This window comes from Streptomyces sp. NPDC101490 (assembly GCF_044767145.1).
GTDB lineage: Bacteria > Actinomycetota > Actinomycetes > Streptomycetales > Streptomycetaceae > Streptomyces.
Genome location: NZ_JBIWNI010000003.1, coordinates 253,691 through 268,924, shown reverse-complemented (window position 1 = coordinate 268,924; position 15,234 = coordinate 253,691). Strand labels below are relative to the sequence as shown.

The window sequence follows — 15,234 nt, the reverse complement described above, 5'->3', positions numbered from 1 at the left end:
AGGGCGGCCGGGGGTGGTCTGCTGACGGCCTACCATCAGGTGCAGGCAGAGTCTCTCTCCCGGAGCGCGACGGTCGACCTGATCCGCAAGGTACGAAAGGGCTACCCGTGACCGAAGATCCGCAGTGGCTGAAGTCCTCCTACAGTGACACCGGCGGCAACTGCGTGGAGGTCGCCCCCACCATGGTGACGACCCTCGGCCTGGTTCCCGTCCGTGACTCGAAGGTCCCGAGCGGTCCCGTGCTGGGCGTACCCGCCGGCGCGTTCTCCGTGTTCATCGAGGGCGTCAAGGGCGGACAGTTCGGCGCCTGAAAGGCGAACGGCCCAGCCCTGTCCCCGGTCAGGGGCAGGGCGGCGGGCTTCCTCCGGCGGGAAACCCGGTGGCTCCCGCACCGCCCGTCGGGGAGCATGGGCGCCATGAGTTCTCTTGTACGCCACGTCACCATCGACTGCGCCGACGCCCACGCGCTGGCCTCCTTCTGGGCGAAGGCCCTGGACTCCAAGCTCTCCGACGACGACCTGCCCGGGGACCCGGAGGCGCTCGTCGAGACGCCCGGCGCCAACCTGCTCTTCATCCAGGTCCCCGAGCCCAAGGCCGTCAAGAACCGGGTCCACCTCGACCTGCAGCCGCAGGACCGCACCCGTGACGAGGAGGTCGACCGGCTGATCGGCCTCGGCGCCGTCCTCCTCGACGACCGCCGCAACCCGGACGGCACCGGCTGGGTGACCCTCGGGGACCCCGAGGGGAACGAGTTCTGCGTCGAGCGCAGCCGGGCGGAGCGCGTCGCGACCTCCTGAGCCGCCGACGTCCGCGCGCGTCCGGAGCAATCCCGACAGGAGATGTCGGGTATCCGGTGTCTCCTGGACGCATGGGAGACACCGGACACACCACCACCTGGCCGTCCTTCGAGGCCGCCGAACCCGACTTCGCCACGACCGTCCGCGAGCGCTTCGGGCAGTACACCCACCACGCCCTCGCCACCCTCCGCGCCGACGGCTCGCCCCGGCTCAGCGGCATCGAGGCCGACTTCCGCGACGGCGAACTGTGGCTCGGCATGATGCCGAACTCCCGCAAGGCCCTCGACCTGCGCCGCGACCCGCGCCTCTCGCTGCTCGCCAACCCCGGCGACGGCACCGGCATGGGCGGCGGGGACGTCCGGATCTCCGGACGCGCCGTCGAGATCACCGACCCCGGGGCCCTGGCACGGTACGCGGCCGAGGCGGGCGCGCCCCAGCCGTTCCACCTCTTCCGGGTGGAACCCTCCGAGGTCGTACGGACCTCGGTGGAGGGCGAGGAACTCGTCCTGCGGATCTGGACCCCCGGACGCCGGGCCCGGACCCTGCGGCGCGGCAACGACGAGTCGCCCCCGCGCCGGGAGCCGTGAGCCCGCGCCGGGAGTCACACCCCCGCGCCGGGAGTCATGAGCCCGTGCCCCGGTACGCGTCCAGGACGGCGGCCCGGCAGGACGCCGGGTCGCCCCAGGCGTCCCGCAGCGGCCGGGCCTTGCGCAGCCACAGGGACAGGTCCAGCTCCTCGGTGTAGCCGATCGCGCCGTGGATCTGGAGGGCGGTACGGGCCGCCGCGTACCCCGCCTCGCCCGCGGCGACCTTCGCCGCGGCCAGCTCCCCGTCCACGGTGAGCCCGGCCCCGGCGGCGGTCACCGGCCCGGCCGCGCCCTCCTCCGCCCCCCACCACCCGTCCTCCCGTTCCGCCGCCGCCAGACCCACGGCGGCCCCGAACAGCAGCGGCCGGGCGAACTCCAGGGCCAGGAGGGTGTCGGCCAGGCGGTGCTTGACCGCCTGGAACGTGCCGATCGAGGTCCCGAACTGGGTGCGCCCGAGGGCGTACTCCACCGTCCTGTCCAGCAGCGACAGCCCCACGCCCAGCGACTGCGCGGCCGTCGCCAGCGCCGCCCACCGCCGGGCGCGGTGCGCCGCCGCCGTCACCGCCGGGCCCGCCGCGAGGAGTTCCCCGCCCGGCGCGGGCCGCGCGAGCCTGCGGGCCGGATCGGCGGAGACCCGGACCGGCCCGTGCCCCGGCGCCCGCCACAGCTCCTCGCCCCGCACGACCAGCACGAGGTCCGCCCGGTCCGCGTCGAGCGCGCGCGGCACCCGGCCCGTCCCGGCGTCCGCCAGCGCCAGCGTCGCCGTCCGCCCGCCCGAGGCCAGCGCGGGCAGCAGCCGCTTCGCCGGGTCCGGCGCGCCCCGCCGGGCCAGCTCCCCGAGCAGCACCGCCGCCGCGACCGTCTCCGCCACCGGCCCCGGCACCGCGTGCCGCCCCAGCTCCACGAAGGCGCCCGCGAGTTCCACCGGGAGCGGCCCCACCCCCTCGTACGCCTCCGGCACCGCCAGCGCCCACACCCCCGCCTCCGCGAGCCGCCCCCACACGGCGAGACCCGGCCCCGGATCGCCGCCCGCCCAGGCGCGGACCGCCGCCGGAGTGTCCGAGGCGCCGAGCATCGCGTCCAGCGAGTGGACGAACGCCCGCTGCTCACCGGTCGGCAGAAAAGCCATCAGCGGCGCCCCTTCGGGAGGCCGAGCAGCCGCTCGGCGATGATGTCGCGCTGGATCTCGTTCGTCCCCGCGTACAGCGGGCCCGCGAGCGCGAAGACGTACCCCTCCGCCCACGGCCCGTCCGCCAGCTCGCCCTCCGCGCCAAGGAGATCGAGCGCCGTCTCGTGCAGCGCCAGGTCGTACTCCGACCAGAAGACCTTGTTGAGGCTGGACTCCGCCCCCGCCGGGGCGCCCGCCGCGAGCCGGGCCGCCGCGCCCGCCGTGAACAGCCGGTACGCCCGCGCCCCGATCACCGCGTCCGCCACCCGGTCCCGCACCGCCGAGTCCGCCGGATCGCCCTCCGCCCGCCACAGCCCGACGAGCCGGTCGGCGGCGGCGAGGAAGCGGCCGGGGGAGCGGAGCATCAGACCGCGCTCGTTGCCGGTGGTGGACATCGCGATCCGCCAGCCCTGCCCCGGCTCCCCGATCACGTCCTCGTCGGGGACGAAGACCTCGTCGAGGAACAGCTCGGCGAAGGCCGGTTTCCCGTCGAGCCTGCCGATGGGCCGCACGGTCACGCCCGGCGCCCGCAGATCGAACATGAGGTAGGTGAGCCCCCGGTGCGGCGCCGCCGCCGGGTCGCTGCGGAAGATGCCGAAGGCCCGGTCGGCGAAGGCGGCCCGGGACGACCAGGTCTTCAGCCCGGACAGCAGCCAGCCGCCGTCCGCGCGCACCGCCCGGGAGGTGAGCGCCGCCAGGTCGGACCCGGCCCCGGGCTCCGACCACGCCTGCGCCCACACCGTCGCGCCGGTCGCCATCGACGGCAGCACCCGGGCCCGCTGCTCCTCGGTGCCGTGGTCGAAGAGGGTCGGGGCCAGGAGCTGCACGCCGTTCTGCGAGACCCGGCCGGGCGCCCCCGCCGCCCAGTACTCCTCCTCGAAGGCCAGCCACCGGTCGAGGCCGACACCCCGGCCCCCGTACTCCTCGGGCCAGGAGACCACCGACCAGCGGGCGGCGGCCAGTTCGGCCTCCCAGGCGCGATGGGCGGCGAAGCCCTCGGCCGTCTCCAGGGAGGGCAGCGGGACGGCGGGCACCCGCGCCCGCAGCCACTCCCGCGCCTCCGCCCGGAACTCCTCCTCGGCCCGTGTGCACGAGAGGTCCATCGGTCACCCCGCCCTCACCCGTTCCCTAACAAGTGTTTGGTAGGTTAACGTACGGCCATGAGCAGCGTCGAGAAGTTCCGGACGGAGATACGGGGCTGGCTGAAGACCCACCTCAGCGGCTCCTTCGGCGCCCTCAGGGGCCGCGGCGGACCCGGCCGCGAGCACGAGGTCTTCGCCGAACGGCTCGCCTGGGAACGGCACATGGCCGACCACGGCTGGACCTGCGTCGGCTGGCCCGAGGAGTACGGCGGCCGCGGCGCGAGCATCGAGCAGCAGATCGCCTTCCACGAGGAGTACGCCCTCGCCGACGCCCCCGCCCGCGTCAACCACATCGGCGAACAGCTCCTCGGCCCCACCCTCATCGACCACGGCACCGAGGAGCAGAAGGCCCGCTTCCTGCCCGAGGTCCGTGCCGCCCGGGAACTCTGGTGCCAGGGCTACAGTGAACCCGGCGCGGGCTCCGACCTCGCCGCCGTCCGCACCCGCGCCACCCTGGAGGACGGCCGGTGGGTGGTGCACGGCCAGAAGATCTGGACCTCCCTCGCCCACGAGGCCCAGTGGTGCTTCGTACTCGCCCGCACCACCCCCGGCTCCCGGCGGCACGCCGGACTCTCCTACCTCCTCGTCCCGCTGGACCAGCCGGGCGTCGACATCCGGCCCATCGTCCAGCTCACCGGCACCAGCGAGTTCAACGAGGTCTTCTTCGACGGCGCCACCACAGGAGCCGCCCATGTCGTCGGCGCCCCCGGCGACGGCTGGCGGATCGCCATGGCCACCCTCGGCTACGAGCGGGGCGTCTCCACCCTCGGCCAGCAGGTCGGCTTCCGCCGCGAACTCGACGCCCTCGTCGCCCTCGCCCGCCGCAACGGCGCCGCCGCCGACCCCGCCGTCCGCGACCGCCTCGTCCGCGCCTGGGCCGGGCTCGAAGCCCTGCGCGCCGGAGCCCTGCGCGGCACCGATCCCTCCGCCGCCAAGCTCGGCTGGTCCCACTGGCACCGCGACCTCGGTGAACTCGCCCTGGAGATCGGCGGCCCCGCCGCCGCCCTCGCCACCGCCGCCCCCTACGAACTCGACGACCGGCAGCGCCTGTTCCTCTTCTCCCGCGCCGACACCGTCTACGCCGGGTCCAGCGAGATCCAGCGGAACATCATCGCCGAGCGGGTGCTCGGCCTCCCGAAGGAGCCGCGGCCGTGACCTCCCGACAGCCCCCGCCCCCCTACGAACCCGGCCACGGCCTCCTCACCGGCCGCACCGCCGTCGTCACCGCCGCCGCCGGAGCCGGGATCGGCGGCGCCACCGCCCGGCGCCTCCTCGAAGAGGGCGCCCGCGTCCTCCTCAGCGACGCCCACACCCGGCGCCTCAAGGAGACCGAGACCGCCCTCGCCGCCGAGTTCGGCCCCGGGGCCGTCGCCGCCCAGCCGTGCGACGTCACCGACGAGACCCAGGTCCAGGCCCTCCTCGACACCGCCGTACGCCTCCACGGACGCCTCGACGTCCTCGTCAACAACGCCGGACTCGGCGGCACCGCCGAGCTCGCCGACATGACCGACGAGCAGTGGGACCGCGTCCTCGACGTCACCCTCGGCGGCACCTTCCGCTGCACCCGCGCCGCGCTGCGCCGCTACCGCGACTCCGGCACCGGAGGCGTCGTCGTCAACAACGCCTCCGTCGTCGGCTGGCGCGCCCAGGCGGGACAGGCCCACTACGCCGCCGCCAAGGCCGGGGTCATGGCCCTCACCCGCTGCGCCGCCGTCGAGGCCGCCGCCTACGGCGTCCGCGTCAACGCGGTCTCCCCGTCCCTCGCCCTCCACCCCCACCTGGCCAAGGTCACCACCGCCGAACTCCTCGACGAACTCACCGAGCGGGAGGCCTTCGGGCGCCACGCCGAACCCTGGGAGGTCGCCAACGTCATCGTCTTCCTCGCCTCCGGCTACTCCTCCTACATGACCGGCGAGACGGTCTCCGTCAGCAGCCAGCACCCGTAGGACCAGAATGGGAGCGTGCCGACCACCGACAAGAAGAACCAGCCGACGAGCGACCGGGGCGACCGGGGCGACGGGAACAACCGAAGCGCTCCGAGCGACCGCAGTGACCGGGGTGACCGGGGTGACCGGGGTGACGAGGGCGGGCCGACCGCAGGCAGGAAGAAGCAGATGAACGCCGCCGCGCCCGAGCGGCGCCGCGAACTGCTCGACACCGCCGCCGAGGTCTTCGCCGCCCAGGGATACAACGCCACCACCGTCCGCAAGATCGCGGACGCCGCCGGAATGCTCGCCGGCAGCCTCTACTACCACTTCGACTCCAAGGAGTCGATGCTCGACGAGATCCTCTCCACCTTCCTCACCGAACTCTGGCAGGGGTACGACACCGTCCTCGACGCCGGACTCGGCCCCCGCGAGACCATCGAGGCCCTCGTCACCGAGTCCTTCCGGGAGATCGACCGGCACCGCGCCGCCGTCGCCATCTACCAGAAGGAGTCCCGGCACCTCACCGACCAGCCCCGCTTCCACTACCTCACCGACTCGCAGCGCAGGTTCGAGAGGGCCTGGCTCGGCACCCTGGAGCGCGGCGTCGCCTCCGGGGCCTTCCGCGCCGACCTCGACGTCCGCCTCACCTACCGGTTCGTCCGCGACACCGTCTGGGTCGCGGCCTCCTGGTACCGGCCGGGCGGACTGCACAGCCCCGAGGAGATCGCCCGCCAGTACCTGTCGATGGTCCTGGACGGGATCGCCGTACGCACCGGACACCCCGCCTGATCCGACCAGGACGATCGGGCGGACCCAGCCGTCCCACCGGAGGAGTCGCCATGCCCGAGGCCTACATCGTCGAAGCGGTCCGCACCCCCGTCGGCCGCCGGGGGGGCGGCCTCGCCGCCGTGCACCCGGCCGACCTCGGCGCCCACGCGCTGAAGGCGCTCGTCGCCCGTGCGGGCATCGACCCGGCGGCCGTCGACGACGTCGTCCTCGGCTGCCTCGACACCGTCGGACCGCAGGCGGGCGACATCGCCCGCACGGCCTGGCTGGCCGCCGGGCTCCCCGAGGAGGTCCCCGGCGTCACCGTCGACCGGCAGTGCGGCTCCTCCCAGCAGGCGGTGCACTTCGCCGCCCAGGCCGTCCTCTCCGGCACCCAGGACCTGGTCGTCGCGGGCGGCGTCCAGAACATGTCGATGATCCCCATCGCCTTCGCCTCCCGGCAGGCCGCCGAACCCCTCGGCCTCACCGGCGGCCCCTTCCACGGCAGCGAGGGCTGGCGCGCCCGGTACGGCGACGCGCCCGTCAACCAGTTCCACGGCGCCGAGCTGATCGCCGAGAAGTGGCGGATCACCCGCCGCGACCAGGAGGAGTTCGCCCTCCGCTCGCACCGGCGGGCGCTCCGCGCGATCGACGCGGGCCGCTTCGTACGGGAGACCGTGGCGTACGGGGAGGTCACCGTCGACGAGGGGCCCCGCCGGGACACCAGCGCCGAGAAGATGGCCGGACTGAGGCCCGTCGTCGAGGGCGGCACCATCACCGCCGCCTGCTCCTCCCAGGTCTCCGACGGCGCCGCCGCCCTGCTCCTGGCGAGCGAGCGGGCCGTACGGGAGCACGGGCTCACCCCCCGGGCCCGGATCCACCACCTCTCCGCCCGGGGCGAGGACCCCATCCGGATGCTCTCCGCGCCGATACCGGCGACCGCCCACGCCCTCAAGAAGACCGGGCTGACCATCGACGACATCGACCTGGTCGAGATCAACGAGGCCTTCGCGCCGGTCGTCCTCGCCTGGCTGAAGGAGACCGGCGCCGACCCCGACCGGGTCAACGTCAACGGCGGCGCCATCGCCCTCGGCCACCCCCTCGGCGCGACCGGCGCACGGCTGATGACCTCCCTCCTCCACGAGCTGGAGCGCACGGGCGGCCGGTACGGCCTCCAGACCATGTGCGAGGGCGGCGGCCAGGCGAACGTGACGATCGTCGAACGGCTCTGAGGACGGCCGGACCGCCCGCGAAGGGCCCGTGGCACGGATCCCGTGACAGGCCGCGGCCACCTGGTACCGGCCACCCGTGACGGTACGCCGACGGTGTGTGATCGGCCCCGGCGTGTGACCTCGCCCACGTCGCACCGTCCTGGTCAGGTGTGATCCGTCCAGGCATCGGGCGGGCGGGGCGGGAAGGTCCCGAGGCGCACTATTGTTCCGGTAGAGACGTCCGGGGCTCGTGTCGCGTGTTCCGGGTGACACAGCCGGGGCCCGCACCTGCAGGGTGCGGGCCCCGGCTGTGCCGCGAGCACCGGCCAGAAAGGCACGCATGACCCGCTCCGAGCGCCCCCGCAAGCGCAGCCCCCGCCCCGACCGGGCGAATTCCACGTCCCAGCCGAAGGCCTCCCGCGGCGGGCGCCGTCCCACGGCGCCCCCGCCGCCCAGCGAGTTCACGCCGCCGGAGACGGTGACGCCCGCGCTCCCGCCGGTGGCCGCCTTCGCCGACCTCGACATGCCCGAGGCGCTGCTGAGGACCCTGGGCGAGCAGGGAGTCACGGAGCCGTTCCCGATCCAGGCCGCGACCCTGCCGAACTCGCTGGCGGGCCGTGACGTGCTGGGCCGGGGCCGTACCGGCTCCGGCAAGACCCTCGCCTTCGGGCTCGCGCTCCTCGGCCGGACGGCGGGCCGCCGCGCCGAGCCGACCGCGCCGCTCGCCCTGGTCCTGGTGCCCACCCGCGAGCTGGCCCAGCAGGTGACCGACGCGCTCACCCCGTACGCCAACCCGCTGCGGCTGCGGATCGCCACGGTCGTCGGCGGCATGTCGATCACCCGCCAGTCCTCCGCGCTGCGGCGCGGCGTCGAGGTCCTCATCGCCACCCCCGGGCGTCTCCACGACCTGATCGAGCGCGGCGACTGCCGTCTCGACCAGGTCGCCGTGACCGTCCTCGACGAGGCCGACCAGATGGCCGACATGGGCTTCCTGCCGCAGGTCACGAAGCTCCTGAAGCAGGTCGAGCCGGGCGGGCAGCGACTGCTGTTCTCGGCCACCCTCGACCGGAACATCGACCGGCTGGTCAAGATGTTCCTCGACGACCCGGTCGTGCACTCCGTCGACCCGTCGGCCGGTGCGGTCACCACCATGGAGCACCACGTCCTGTACGTGATGGACGAGACCGACAAGAAGGCCGTCACGCTGCGGATCGCGGCCCGCGACGGCCGGACGATCCTCTTCCTGGACACCAAGCGGTCGGTGGACCGGCTGGTCAAGCGGCTCCTCGCCAACGGCGTACGGGCCTCCGGACTGCACGGCGGCCGTTCGCAGCCGCAGCGCAACCGGACCCTGGACCAGTTCAAGAACGGGCAGGTCACCGCGCTCGTCGCGACGAACGTGGCGGCGCGCGGCATCCACGTCGACGACCTCGACATGGTCGTCAACGTGGACCCGCCGATGGACCACAAGGACTATCTGCACCGGGGCGGCCGTACGGCCCGTGCCGGTGAGTCCGGCAGCGTCTTCACCCTGGTGCTGCCCGAGCAGAAGCGCGACATGGGCCGTCTGATGTCGAACGCGGGCATCAGCCCCCGGACCGCGCAGATCAAGTCCAGCGACGAGCAGCTCGCCGAGCTGACCGGCGCGCGGGAGCCCTCGGGCGTCCCGATCGTCATCGAGACCCCGCAGCCGACCCCGCCGCGCAGGCCCGCGGGCTCCGGCGGCGCGGGCGGTGCCGCCTCCGGCAACCGCCGTCGCCGTCGCCCCGCCACCGGTGGCACCGGCGGTTCCGGCGCGGCCACCGGCCGCACCTCCGGTTCCACCGGGAGCACGGGACGGGGTACGGGCGGCGGCCGGGGCTCCGGTACGGGCGGCGGGCGCGGCGCGTCCGCGTCGGCCGGTACCGGACGCGGCGGACGCCCGGCCACCGGCACGGGCCGCTCGCGCGGCGCGGGCGGCGGCTCCCGGCCCTCCCGGCCGAGGCAGTCCGACTCGTAGGCACGACCCGCTCGTGGGGACGGCCGTGGACACGACCCGCTCGTAGGGACGGCCGTAGGCACGACCCACCGGTGAGGGCCCGGCGCGCATGTGGCGCGCCGGGCCCTCACGCGTTCCGTACGCGCCGGGACGGCCTCTCCCCGGCCCCGGGGTCGGAGAGGGACGGTTCAGGCCCGGTCCGGGGCGGGGGCCGGGCGCGGCAGCGCCCGCAGCACCTCGTCCGCCTCGGCCATGATCCGGTCGACCAGCTCCGCGCAGCTCGGCAGGTCGTCGATCAGGCCCGCGACCTGCCCGGCGGCCATCACCCCCAGGTCCGTACGGCCCTCGACCATCGACGCCCGCAGCAGCATCGGGGTGTTCGCGGCGAGCAGCACCTGGCTCCAGGTCAGGTCCTTGCCGTGCCGCAGGGCGAGCCCGTCGCGGACCATCGCGGGCCAGGAGAGCCCGGAGAGACGGCGGAAGCCCGCCGCCCGCCGTACCGCGCGGACCAGGGACCGGGCCCGTCCGGCGTTCTCCAGGGACGCCACGAGCTCGGTGCGGAGCATCCGGTGCGGCAGCCCGTCCACGGCGGTGGTGACGGTGACGTCCTGGACGGTGGCGGCCAGATAGCGGGCCTTGACGGCGTCCGGCACGGTCGAGTCGGAGGTCAGCAGGAACCGGGTGCCCATGGCGATGCCCGCCGCCCCGTGGGCGAGCGCGGCGACCAGCCCGCGTCCGTCGCGGAAGCCGCCCGCCGCGATCACCGGGATGCCGACGGCGTCGACCACCTGCGGCAGCAGCACCCCGGTGGCGACCTCTCCGGTGTGACCGCCGCCCTCCCCGCCCTGGACGAGGACCGCGTCCGCGCCCCAGCCCGCGACCTTCTCGGCGTGCCGCCGGGCGCCGACCGAGGGGATCACGACGACCCCCGCGTCCTTCAGCTCGGCGATCAGGTCCCGGGTCGGCGCGAGGGCGAAGGAGGCCACCCGTACGCCCTCGTCCACGATGATCCGGACCCGCTCGCGGGCGTCGCCCGCGTCCGCGCGCAGATTGACCCCGAAGGGCCGGTCGGTGCGGGAGCGCACCTCGCGGACGGCGGCGCGCAGCTGGTCCGTGGTCATGGTGGCGGAGGCGAGGACGCCGAGGGCGCCCGCGTTCGCGGTGGCGGAGACCAGCCGGGGGCCCGCGACCCACCCCATGCCGGTCTGCACGATCGGACGGCGGACGCCGGTGAGTTCGGTGAGCGCGGTCCTCATCGGGGCGCGACCTCCCGGTCCCGCAGCCCGCGCGGGTCGATGACCTCCCGGATCAGCCGCAGCTCCTCGTCGGTGGGTTCGCGGGTGTACGGGACGTCGTCGTCGGCCGCGAGCGCGAAACCGGTGGCCGCCCGGACCTCGGCCACGGTGCTGCCGGGGTGGACGGAGACGAGCCGCATGGAGCGGTCGGGGGTCCCGAAATCGAGGACCGCGAGGTCGGTGACGACCCGGGGGAGCCGGTGGTACGGGCCGACGGCGTGGTCGTAGCCGACGCCGCAGATCATGTCGACGCGCTCGACGAAGACCCGGCGCGAGTGCTTCGGTATCCAGTAGCTCACCGGATTGTTCAGGGTGTTGGCGGGCGCCCCGCGCACCCCCAGGAGCTGGCGGGTGGGCCGTACCCAGTCGCCGACGCAGGAGATGTTCTGGTTGCCGTACCGGTCGATCTGGCTGGCGCCCATCATCACGTGCCGTCTGCCGCCGGTGACCATGCTCAGGTGCCTGCGGTACGGCAGCCAGCCCTCGGGCTCCCCCTCGGGGCCGACGAGCAGGGCCTCGCCGTCGGTGAGGAGGAGGTCGGGGGAGAAGGTGCGCCGGGCGAGCCGGGCCCCGAAGGAGGGGACGAGCCCCATGGGGCTGGCGAGGACCTCGCCGTTGTCGCGCCAGGCCTCGGCGCAGGCGATCACGCAGTACTCGGCTCGGCTGGTCACCGCTGCTCCTCGCGCTCGTCGTGCCAGGCGCGGACGGCGGCCTGGTAGTCGTCCTCGGTCTTGCCGGACAGGAAGCGGGCGGCGAACTCGGCCCAGGGGGTGGTGGCGTAGAGCTTCTGGAACGGTTCGTCGCGGTCGTGGTCGGGGACGCAGGAGGTGAAGTGGGCGCCGTTCGGGGTCTCCACGACCCCGGTGACGCTGTGGCGGCTCACCAGGAGGGTCTGGGGCACGGTGCCGGGACCGAAGCGGTCCACGATCCGCTCGCAGGAGACGTACGCGGTGTCGGCGGCCTCGCAGAACAGGTCGTCGAAGTAGGGGTCGGGGCCCAGGTACTGGCCGTTGCCGAGCCGGTCGGCGCGGTTGACGTGGACGAGGGCCGCGTCGAGGCGCAGGGCGGGGACGGCGACGAACTCCTCCCCGTCGGCGTACGGGGAGGTGACGGTCCGCAGCTCCGGGTTGACCCGCATCACGTCGGAGCCGAGTCCGGCCCGCACGGGCAGGAAGGGCAGCCGGTTGGCGGCGGCGTGCAGCCCCCACATGAACATGGCCTCGTCGTACTCGGTCATCGCGATCCGGCCCTGCTCGCGGGCGGCCCGGAAGTGGGGTTCGAGGGGGATGGAGTCCAGGGTGGCGAAAGGGGCGACGAGCCGTCGTATCCGGCCCGCCGCCGCGAGCAGGCCGACGTCCGGGCCGCCGTACGACACCACCGTGAGATCGGTGATCTCGGACCGGAGCAGCGCTCGCACCAGGGCCATCGGCTTGCGCCGGGAGCCCCAGCCGCCGATCCCGACCGTCATGCCGGAGCGGAGCCGGCCGACGACCTCCTCCGGGGTCATGGTCTTGTCGGTCACGGGGAGTTCTCCTTGCCGAAGGAATCGCGGACCCGGTCGGCGACCCCGCTGAGGTTGGCCTCGAAGGTGAAGCCCTGCTCGAAGCGGTAGCTGCGCCGGACATCCACGGGGTCGATGCCGTTGAGCGCCGCCTTGGCGAGCCGCAGCAGGCTGCCGTCCTTGGCGGCGATCTCCCCGGCGAGGGCGAGGGCCGCGTCGAGGAGACCGGCCCGGGGGACGACCTCCCACACCGAGCCGTGGGCCCGCAGTTCGGCGGCGGTCACGGTCCGCGCGGTGTAGTAGAGCGTCCGCATCAGATGCTGCGGCACCAGCCGGGCGAGATGGGTGGCGGCGCCGAGCGCGCCCCGGTCCAGCTCGGGCAGCCCGAAGACGGCGTCGTCGGCGGCGACGATCGCGTCGGCGTTCCCGACGAGTCCGACACCGCCGCCGAGGCAGTGTCCGGCGACCGCCGCGACGACCGGGACCTCGCACGCGTACACGGCGGCGAAGGCCTCGGCGCAGCCGCTGTTGGCGCCGATCAGGGCGGTGTGCCCGGGATCGCGCTGCAGCTCCTTGATGTCGACGCCCGCGTTGAAGCCGCGGCCCTCGGCGGTCAGGACGACACAGCGGACCTCCGGGTCGCGCCCGGCGGTGCGGACGGCGTCGGCGAGCGCGTACCAGCCCTTGACGGGCAGGGCGTTGACGGGTGGGAAGTCGACGGTGACCAGGGCCACGCCGGGAGCGGGGCGAGAGGTGCAGACACCCATGGGCGGATCAGCTACCTTTCCACCAAACGTTTGTTAGGTAACTCTTGAGGAGGAAGGTAGCAGCCGATGGAGCTGGACGGGAGGGTCGTGCTCGTCACCGGCGGTACCCGGGGCGTCGGGGCGGGCATCGCCCGCGCCTTCCTGCGGGCCGGGGCCCGGGTCGCCGTCTGCGCCCGCAGACCCCCGGACGCACCGGTCGAAGCGGCGGGCAGGGCCGCCGACTTCCACCCGCTCGACCTGCGGGAACCCGCCGCCGTACAGGAGTTCTTCACCGCCTTCGCCGCGCGGTACGGACGGCTCGACGCCCTCGTCAACAACGCGGGCGGCAGCCCGTACCGGCCCCTGGACGAAGGAGGGTCCGAGCGCCACGCGCGCGTGCTCGCGCTCAACCTCACCGCGCCCCTCGTCGTCAGCCTCGCCGCCCACCCGCTGCTCAGGGCCTCGCGCGGCGCGGTCGTCATGATCGGCAGCGTCAGCGGAACCCGCCCGTCCCCCGGCACCGCCGCCTACGGCGCGGCCAAGGCGGGCCTGGAGAACCTGGCCCGCTCGATGGCGGTCGAATGGGCCCCCGAGGTGCGGGTCAACACCCTCGTCCTCGGCATGGTGCGGACCGAGCTGTCCGCCCTGCACTACGGCGACGCGGCCGGGATCGCCGCCGTCGGCCGGACCGTACCGCTCGGCAGGCTCGCCGAACCCGACGAGATCGGGGAGGCCGCCGTCTTCCTCGCCTCCGGCCGGGCCGCCTACGTCTCGGGAGCCTCGCTCCTCGTGCACGGGGGCGGCGAACGCCCCGCCTTCCTCGACGCCGCGACCGCGAACAAGGAGAGCTGACATGAACATCAGTACGGGCACGGGCACGGGCACGGGCACGGGTACGGGTACGGGCGGGGACGTCCCTACGGGCGTCGGCGTCGGCATCGGTACGGACGCGGACCCGGGCGCGGGCAGGGGTACGGGCCCGGGGCTGTGCGACGGCCGGGTCGTCGTCGTGACCGGGGCGGGCCGGGGGCTCGGCCGGGCGCACGCGCTCGCCTTCGCCGCCGAGGGCGCCCGGGTCGTCGTCAACGATCTGGGGGTCGGCCTCGACGGACGTCCCGGCCCCGACAGCCCGGCGACGGCGGTCGTGGAGGAGATCAGGGCCCTGGGCGGCGAGGCCGTCGCCCACGGCGGGGACATCGCGACCGGCGAGGGCGCGGCCTCCCTGGTCGCCACCGCCCTCGACGCCTACGGACGGCTCGACACCCTGGTCAGCAACGCGGGCTTCCTCCGTGACCGGATGCTGGTCAACCTGGAGGAGGACGACTGGGACGCCGTCATGCGGGTCCATGCCAAGGGCCACTTCCTGCCGCTGCGGCACGCCGCCGCGCACTGGCGGGCGGAGGCGAAGGCGGGCCGGACCCCGGTGGCCCGGATCGTCCACACCACCTCGGGCGCGGGGCTGCTCGGCAGTGTCGGACAGGGCAACTACACCGCCGCCAAGGCCGCGATCGTCGGCCTCACCCTGGTCGCGGCGGCGGAACTGGCCCGGTACGGGGTGCAGGTCAACGCGGTCGCCCCGGCGGCCAGGACCCGGATGACCGAACAGGTCTTCCAGGGCCTCGACGCGCTGCCCGAGGACGTGTCGCCGCTGGTGGTGTGGCTGGGCTCGGCCGCGTCGGAGGGCGTGACCGGCCGGGTCTTCGAGGCCGAGGGCGGGCGCCTCACCGTCATGGAGGGCTGGCGTCCGGGCCCCACGGCGGACAAGGGCGCCCGCCGCACCCCGGCGGAAGCGGGCGAGACGGCCCGCCGCCTCCTGGCGCGGGCGACACCACCACATCCGGTGTACGGGGGCTGAGCACGCTTCGGGCCACCGGGCCGTCGCTCCCCGGAGCCCGGAGCCCGGAGCCCGGAGCCCGGAGCCCGGAGCCCGGAGCCCGGAGCCCGGAGCCCGGGATCGGGATCGGGGGAGGCGGGAGGCGTTCCGCCTCGCGCCGGGTCCACGCGAGGTGCCGCGCGGCTGCGTGCGGGACGACACCGGGTCCATCGGTCGTCGCCGGATCCACGGAGGCTCCTCCCGCAGCCGCCCCGGCCCGCCCCTCGCGGGGCGACCCGGTCC

The 15,234-nt window shown here is 74.8% G+C and carries 16 protein-coding genes; 10 read left to right on the top strand and 6 right to left on the bottom strand.

The window, feature by feature from the left end; genetic code table 11:
- Window positions 1-107 precede the first annotated feature (107 nt).
- From ACIRQY_RS08855 to ACIRQY_RS08845, 3 genes are all read left to right on the top strand, one after another.
- Entirely contained in the window at window positions 108-311 is a 204-nt protein-coding gene (locus ACIRQY_RS08855) for a DUF397 domain-containing protein (protein WP_403923157.1), read from the top strand.
- A 105-nt stretch (window positions 312-416) separates the two neighbouring features.
- Window positions 417-797: a VOC family protein gene (locus ACIRQY_RS08850; protein ID WP_403923155.1), complete on the top strand. Its 381-nt coding sequence runs from the start codon at window positions 417-419 to the stop codon at window positions 795-797.
- Between the two features lie 71 nt (window positions 798-868).
- Window positions 869-1,384 (top strand): pyridoxamine 5'-phosphate oxidase family protein, encoded by a 516-nt coding sequence (locus ACIRQY_RS08845; RefSeq protein WP_403923153.1) that lies wholly within the window; start codon window positions 869-871, stop codon window positions 1,382-1,384.
- A gap of 34 nt (window positions 1,385-1,418) precedes the next feature.
- Here the strand turns inward: ACIRQY_RS08845 and ACIRQY_RS08840 are convergent, their stop codons facing one another.
- Window positions 1,419-2,513, bottom strand: a complete 1,095-nt coding sequence (locus tag ACIRQY_RS08840; protein WP_403923151.1) for an acyl-CoA dehydrogenase family protein — start codon at window positions 2,511-2,513, stop codon at window positions 1,419-1,421.
- Window positions 2,513-3,655 (bottom strand): acyl-CoA dehydrogenase family protein, encoded by a 1,143-nt coding sequence (locus ACIRQY_RS08835; RefSeq protein ID WP_403923149.1) that lies wholly within the window; start codon window positions 3,653-3,655, stop codon window positions 2,513-2,515. The genes ACIRQY_RS08840 and ACIRQY_RS08835 overlap by 1 nt, the downstream gene beginning before the upstream one ends.
- Before the next feature lie 57 nt (window positions 3,656-3,712).
- Between ACIRQY_RS08835 and ACIRQY_RS08830 the strand changes: the two genes are divergently transcribed.
- The 5 genes from ACIRQY_RS08830 to ACIRQY_RS08810 all read left to right on the top strand — a co-directional run bounded on the left by ACIRQY_RS08830 (window position 3,713) and on the right by ACIRQY_RS08810 (window position 9,597).
- Window positions 3,713-4,849: an acyl-CoA dehydrogenase family protein gene (locus ACIRQY_RS08830; protein WP_403923147.1), complete on the top strand. Its 1,137-nt coding sequence runs from the start codon at window positions 3,713-3,715 to the stop codon at window positions 4,847-4,849.
- A complete protein-coding gene (locus ACIRQY_RS08825; protein ID WP_403923145.1) occupies window positions 4,846-5,640 on the top strand; it encodes an SDR family oxidoreductase in 795 nt (264 codons plus the stop codon). Before ACIRQY_RS08830 ends, ACIRQY_RS08825 begins: the two co-directional genes overlap by 4 nt.
- Before the next feature lie 168 nt (window positions 5,641-5,808).
- On the top strand, window positions 5,809-6,411 hold the full coding sequence (locus tag ACIRQY_RS08820) for a TetR/AcrR family transcriptional regulator (RefSeq protein ID WP_403923858.1): 603 nt from the start codon (window positions 5,809-5,811) through the stop codon (window positions 6,409-6,411).
- 50 nt (window positions 6,412-6,461) lie between these two features.
- On the top strand, window positions 6,462-7,619 hold the full coding sequence (locus ACIRQY_RS08815) for an acetyl-CoA C-acetyltransferase (protein WP_403923143.1): 1,158 nt from the start codon (window positions 6,462-6,464) through the stop codon (window positions 7,617-7,619).
- Window positions 7,620-7,938: 319 nt separating this feature from the next.
- Entirely contained in the window at window positions 7,939-9,597 is a 1,659-nt protein-coding gene (locus ACIRQY_RS08810; RefSeq protein ID WP_403923142.1) for a DEAD/DEAH box helicase, read from the top strand.
- A gap of 167 nt (window positions 9,598-9,764) precedes the next feature.
- Here ACIRQY_RS08810 and ACIRQY_RS08805 read toward each other — a convergent pair whose 3' ends face one another.
- The 4 genes from ACIRQY_RS08805 to ACIRQY_RS08790 are packed head-to-tail and all read right to left on the bottom strand — an operon-like array spanning window position 9,765 to window position 13,139.
- Window positions 9,765-10,832 (bottom strand): NAD(P)H-dependent flavin oxidoreductase, encoded by a 1,068-nt coding sequence (locus tag ACIRQY_RS08805; RefSeq protein ID WP_403923140.1) that lies wholly within the window; start codon window positions 10,830-10,832, stop codon window positions 9,765-9,767.
- Complete coding sequence (locus ACIRQY_RS08800; RefSeq protein ID WP_403923138.1) at window positions 10,829-11,542, bottom strand: CoA-transferase subunit beta; 714 nt, start codon at window positions 11,540-11,542, stop codon at window positions 10,829-10,831. Before ACIRQY_RS08800 ends, ACIRQY_RS08805 begins: the two co-directional genes overlap by 4 nt.
- A complete protein-coding gene (locus ACIRQY_RS08795) occupies window positions 11,539-12,393 on the bottom strand; it encodes a CoA transferase subunit A (protein WP_403923136.1) in 855 nt (284 codons plus the stop codon). Before ACIRQY_RS08795 ends, ACIRQY_RS08800 begins: the two co-directional genes overlap by 4 nt.
- Window positions 12,390-13,139 carry an enoyl-CoA hydratase family protein gene (locus ACIRQY_RS08790; RefSeq protein ID WP_403923134.1) on the bottom strand — a complete coding sequence of 250 codons (750 nt, stop codon included), beginning with the start codon at window positions 13,137-13,139 and terminating at the stop codon, window positions 12,390-12,392. Before ACIRQY_RS08790 ends, ACIRQY_RS08795 begins: the two co-directional genes overlap by 4 nt.
- A 66-nt stretch (window positions 13,140-13,205) precedes the next feature.
- On the opposite strand from ACIRQY_RS08790, the gene ACIRQY_RS08785 reads away from it, so the two are divergent.
- Window positions 13,206-13,970 carry an SDR family oxidoreductase gene (locus ACIRQY_RS08785; RefSeq protein WP_403923132.1) on the top strand — a complete coding sequence of 255 codons (765 nt, stop codon included), beginning with the start codon at window positions 13,206-13,208 and terminating at the stop codon, window positions 13,968-13,970.
- A 1-nt stretch (window position 13,971) separates the two neighbouring features.
- Window positions 13,972-14,973 carry an SDR family oxidoreductase gene (locus tag ACIRQY_RS08780; protein ID WP_403923130.1) on the top strand — a complete coding sequence of 334 codons (1,002 nt, stop codon included), beginning with the start codon at window positions 13,972-13,974 and terminating at the stop codon, window positions 14,971-14,973.
- The last annotated feature ends 261 nt before the right edge of the window (window positions 14,974-15,234 follow it).

What these genes read in the sequence shown, in the direction of transcription:
- ACIRQY_RS08850 (WP_403923155.1), top strand. Translation starts at nt 417, where the DNA reads ATGAGTTCTCTTGTACGCCACGTCACCATCGACTGCGCCGACGCCCAC.
- ACIRQY_RS08845 (WP_403923153.1), top strand. Translation starts at nt 869, where the DNA reads ATGGGAGACACCGGACACACCACCACCTGGCCGTCCTTCGAGGCCGCC.
- ACIRQY_RS08840 (WP_403923151.1), bottom strand. Translation starts at nt 2,513, where the DNA reads ATGGCTTTTCTGCCGACCGGTGAGCAGCGGGCGTTCGTCCACTCGCTG.
- ACIRQY_RS08835 (WP_403923149.1), bottom strand. Translation starts at nt 3,655, where the DNA reads ATGGACCTCTCGTGCACACGGGCCGAGGAGGAGTTCCGGGCGGAGGCG.
- ACIRQY_RS08830 (WP_403923147.1), top strand. Translation starts at nt 3,713, where the DNA reads ATGAGCAGCGTCGAGAAGTTCCGGACGGAGATACGGGGCTGGCTGAAG.
- ACIRQY_RS08820 (WP_403923858.1), top strand. Translation starts at nt 5,809, where the DNA reads ATGAACGCCGCCGCGCCCGAGCGGCGCCGCGAACTGCTCGACACCGCC.
- ACIRQY_RS08815 (WP_403923143.1), top strand. Translation starts at nt 6,462, where the DNA reads ATGCCCGAGGCCTACATCGTCGAAGCGGTCCGCACCCCCGTCGGCCGC.
- ACIRQY_RS08810 (WP_403923142.1), top strand. Translation starts at nt 7,939, where the DNA reads ATGACCCGCTCCGAGCGCCCCCGCAAGCGCAGCCCCCGCCCCGACCGG.
- ACIRQY_RS08805 (WP_403923140.1), bottom strand. Translation starts at nt 10,832, where the DNA reads ATGAGGACCGCGCTCACCGAACTCACCGGCGTCCGCCGTCCGATCGTG.
- ACIRQY_RS08790 (WP_403923134.1), bottom strand. Translation starts at nt 13,139, where the DNA reads ATGGGTGTCTGCACCTCTCGCCCCGCTCCCGGCGTGGCCCTGGTCACC.
- ACIRQY_RS08785 (WP_403923132.1), top strand. Translation starts at nt 13,206, where the DNA reads ATGGAGCTGGACGGGAGGGTCGTGCTCGTCACCGGCGGTACCCGGGGC.
- ACIRQY_RS08780 (WP_403923130.1), top strand. Translation starts at nt 13,972, where the DNA reads ATGAACATCAGTACGGGCACGGGCACGGGCACGGGCACGGGTACGGGT.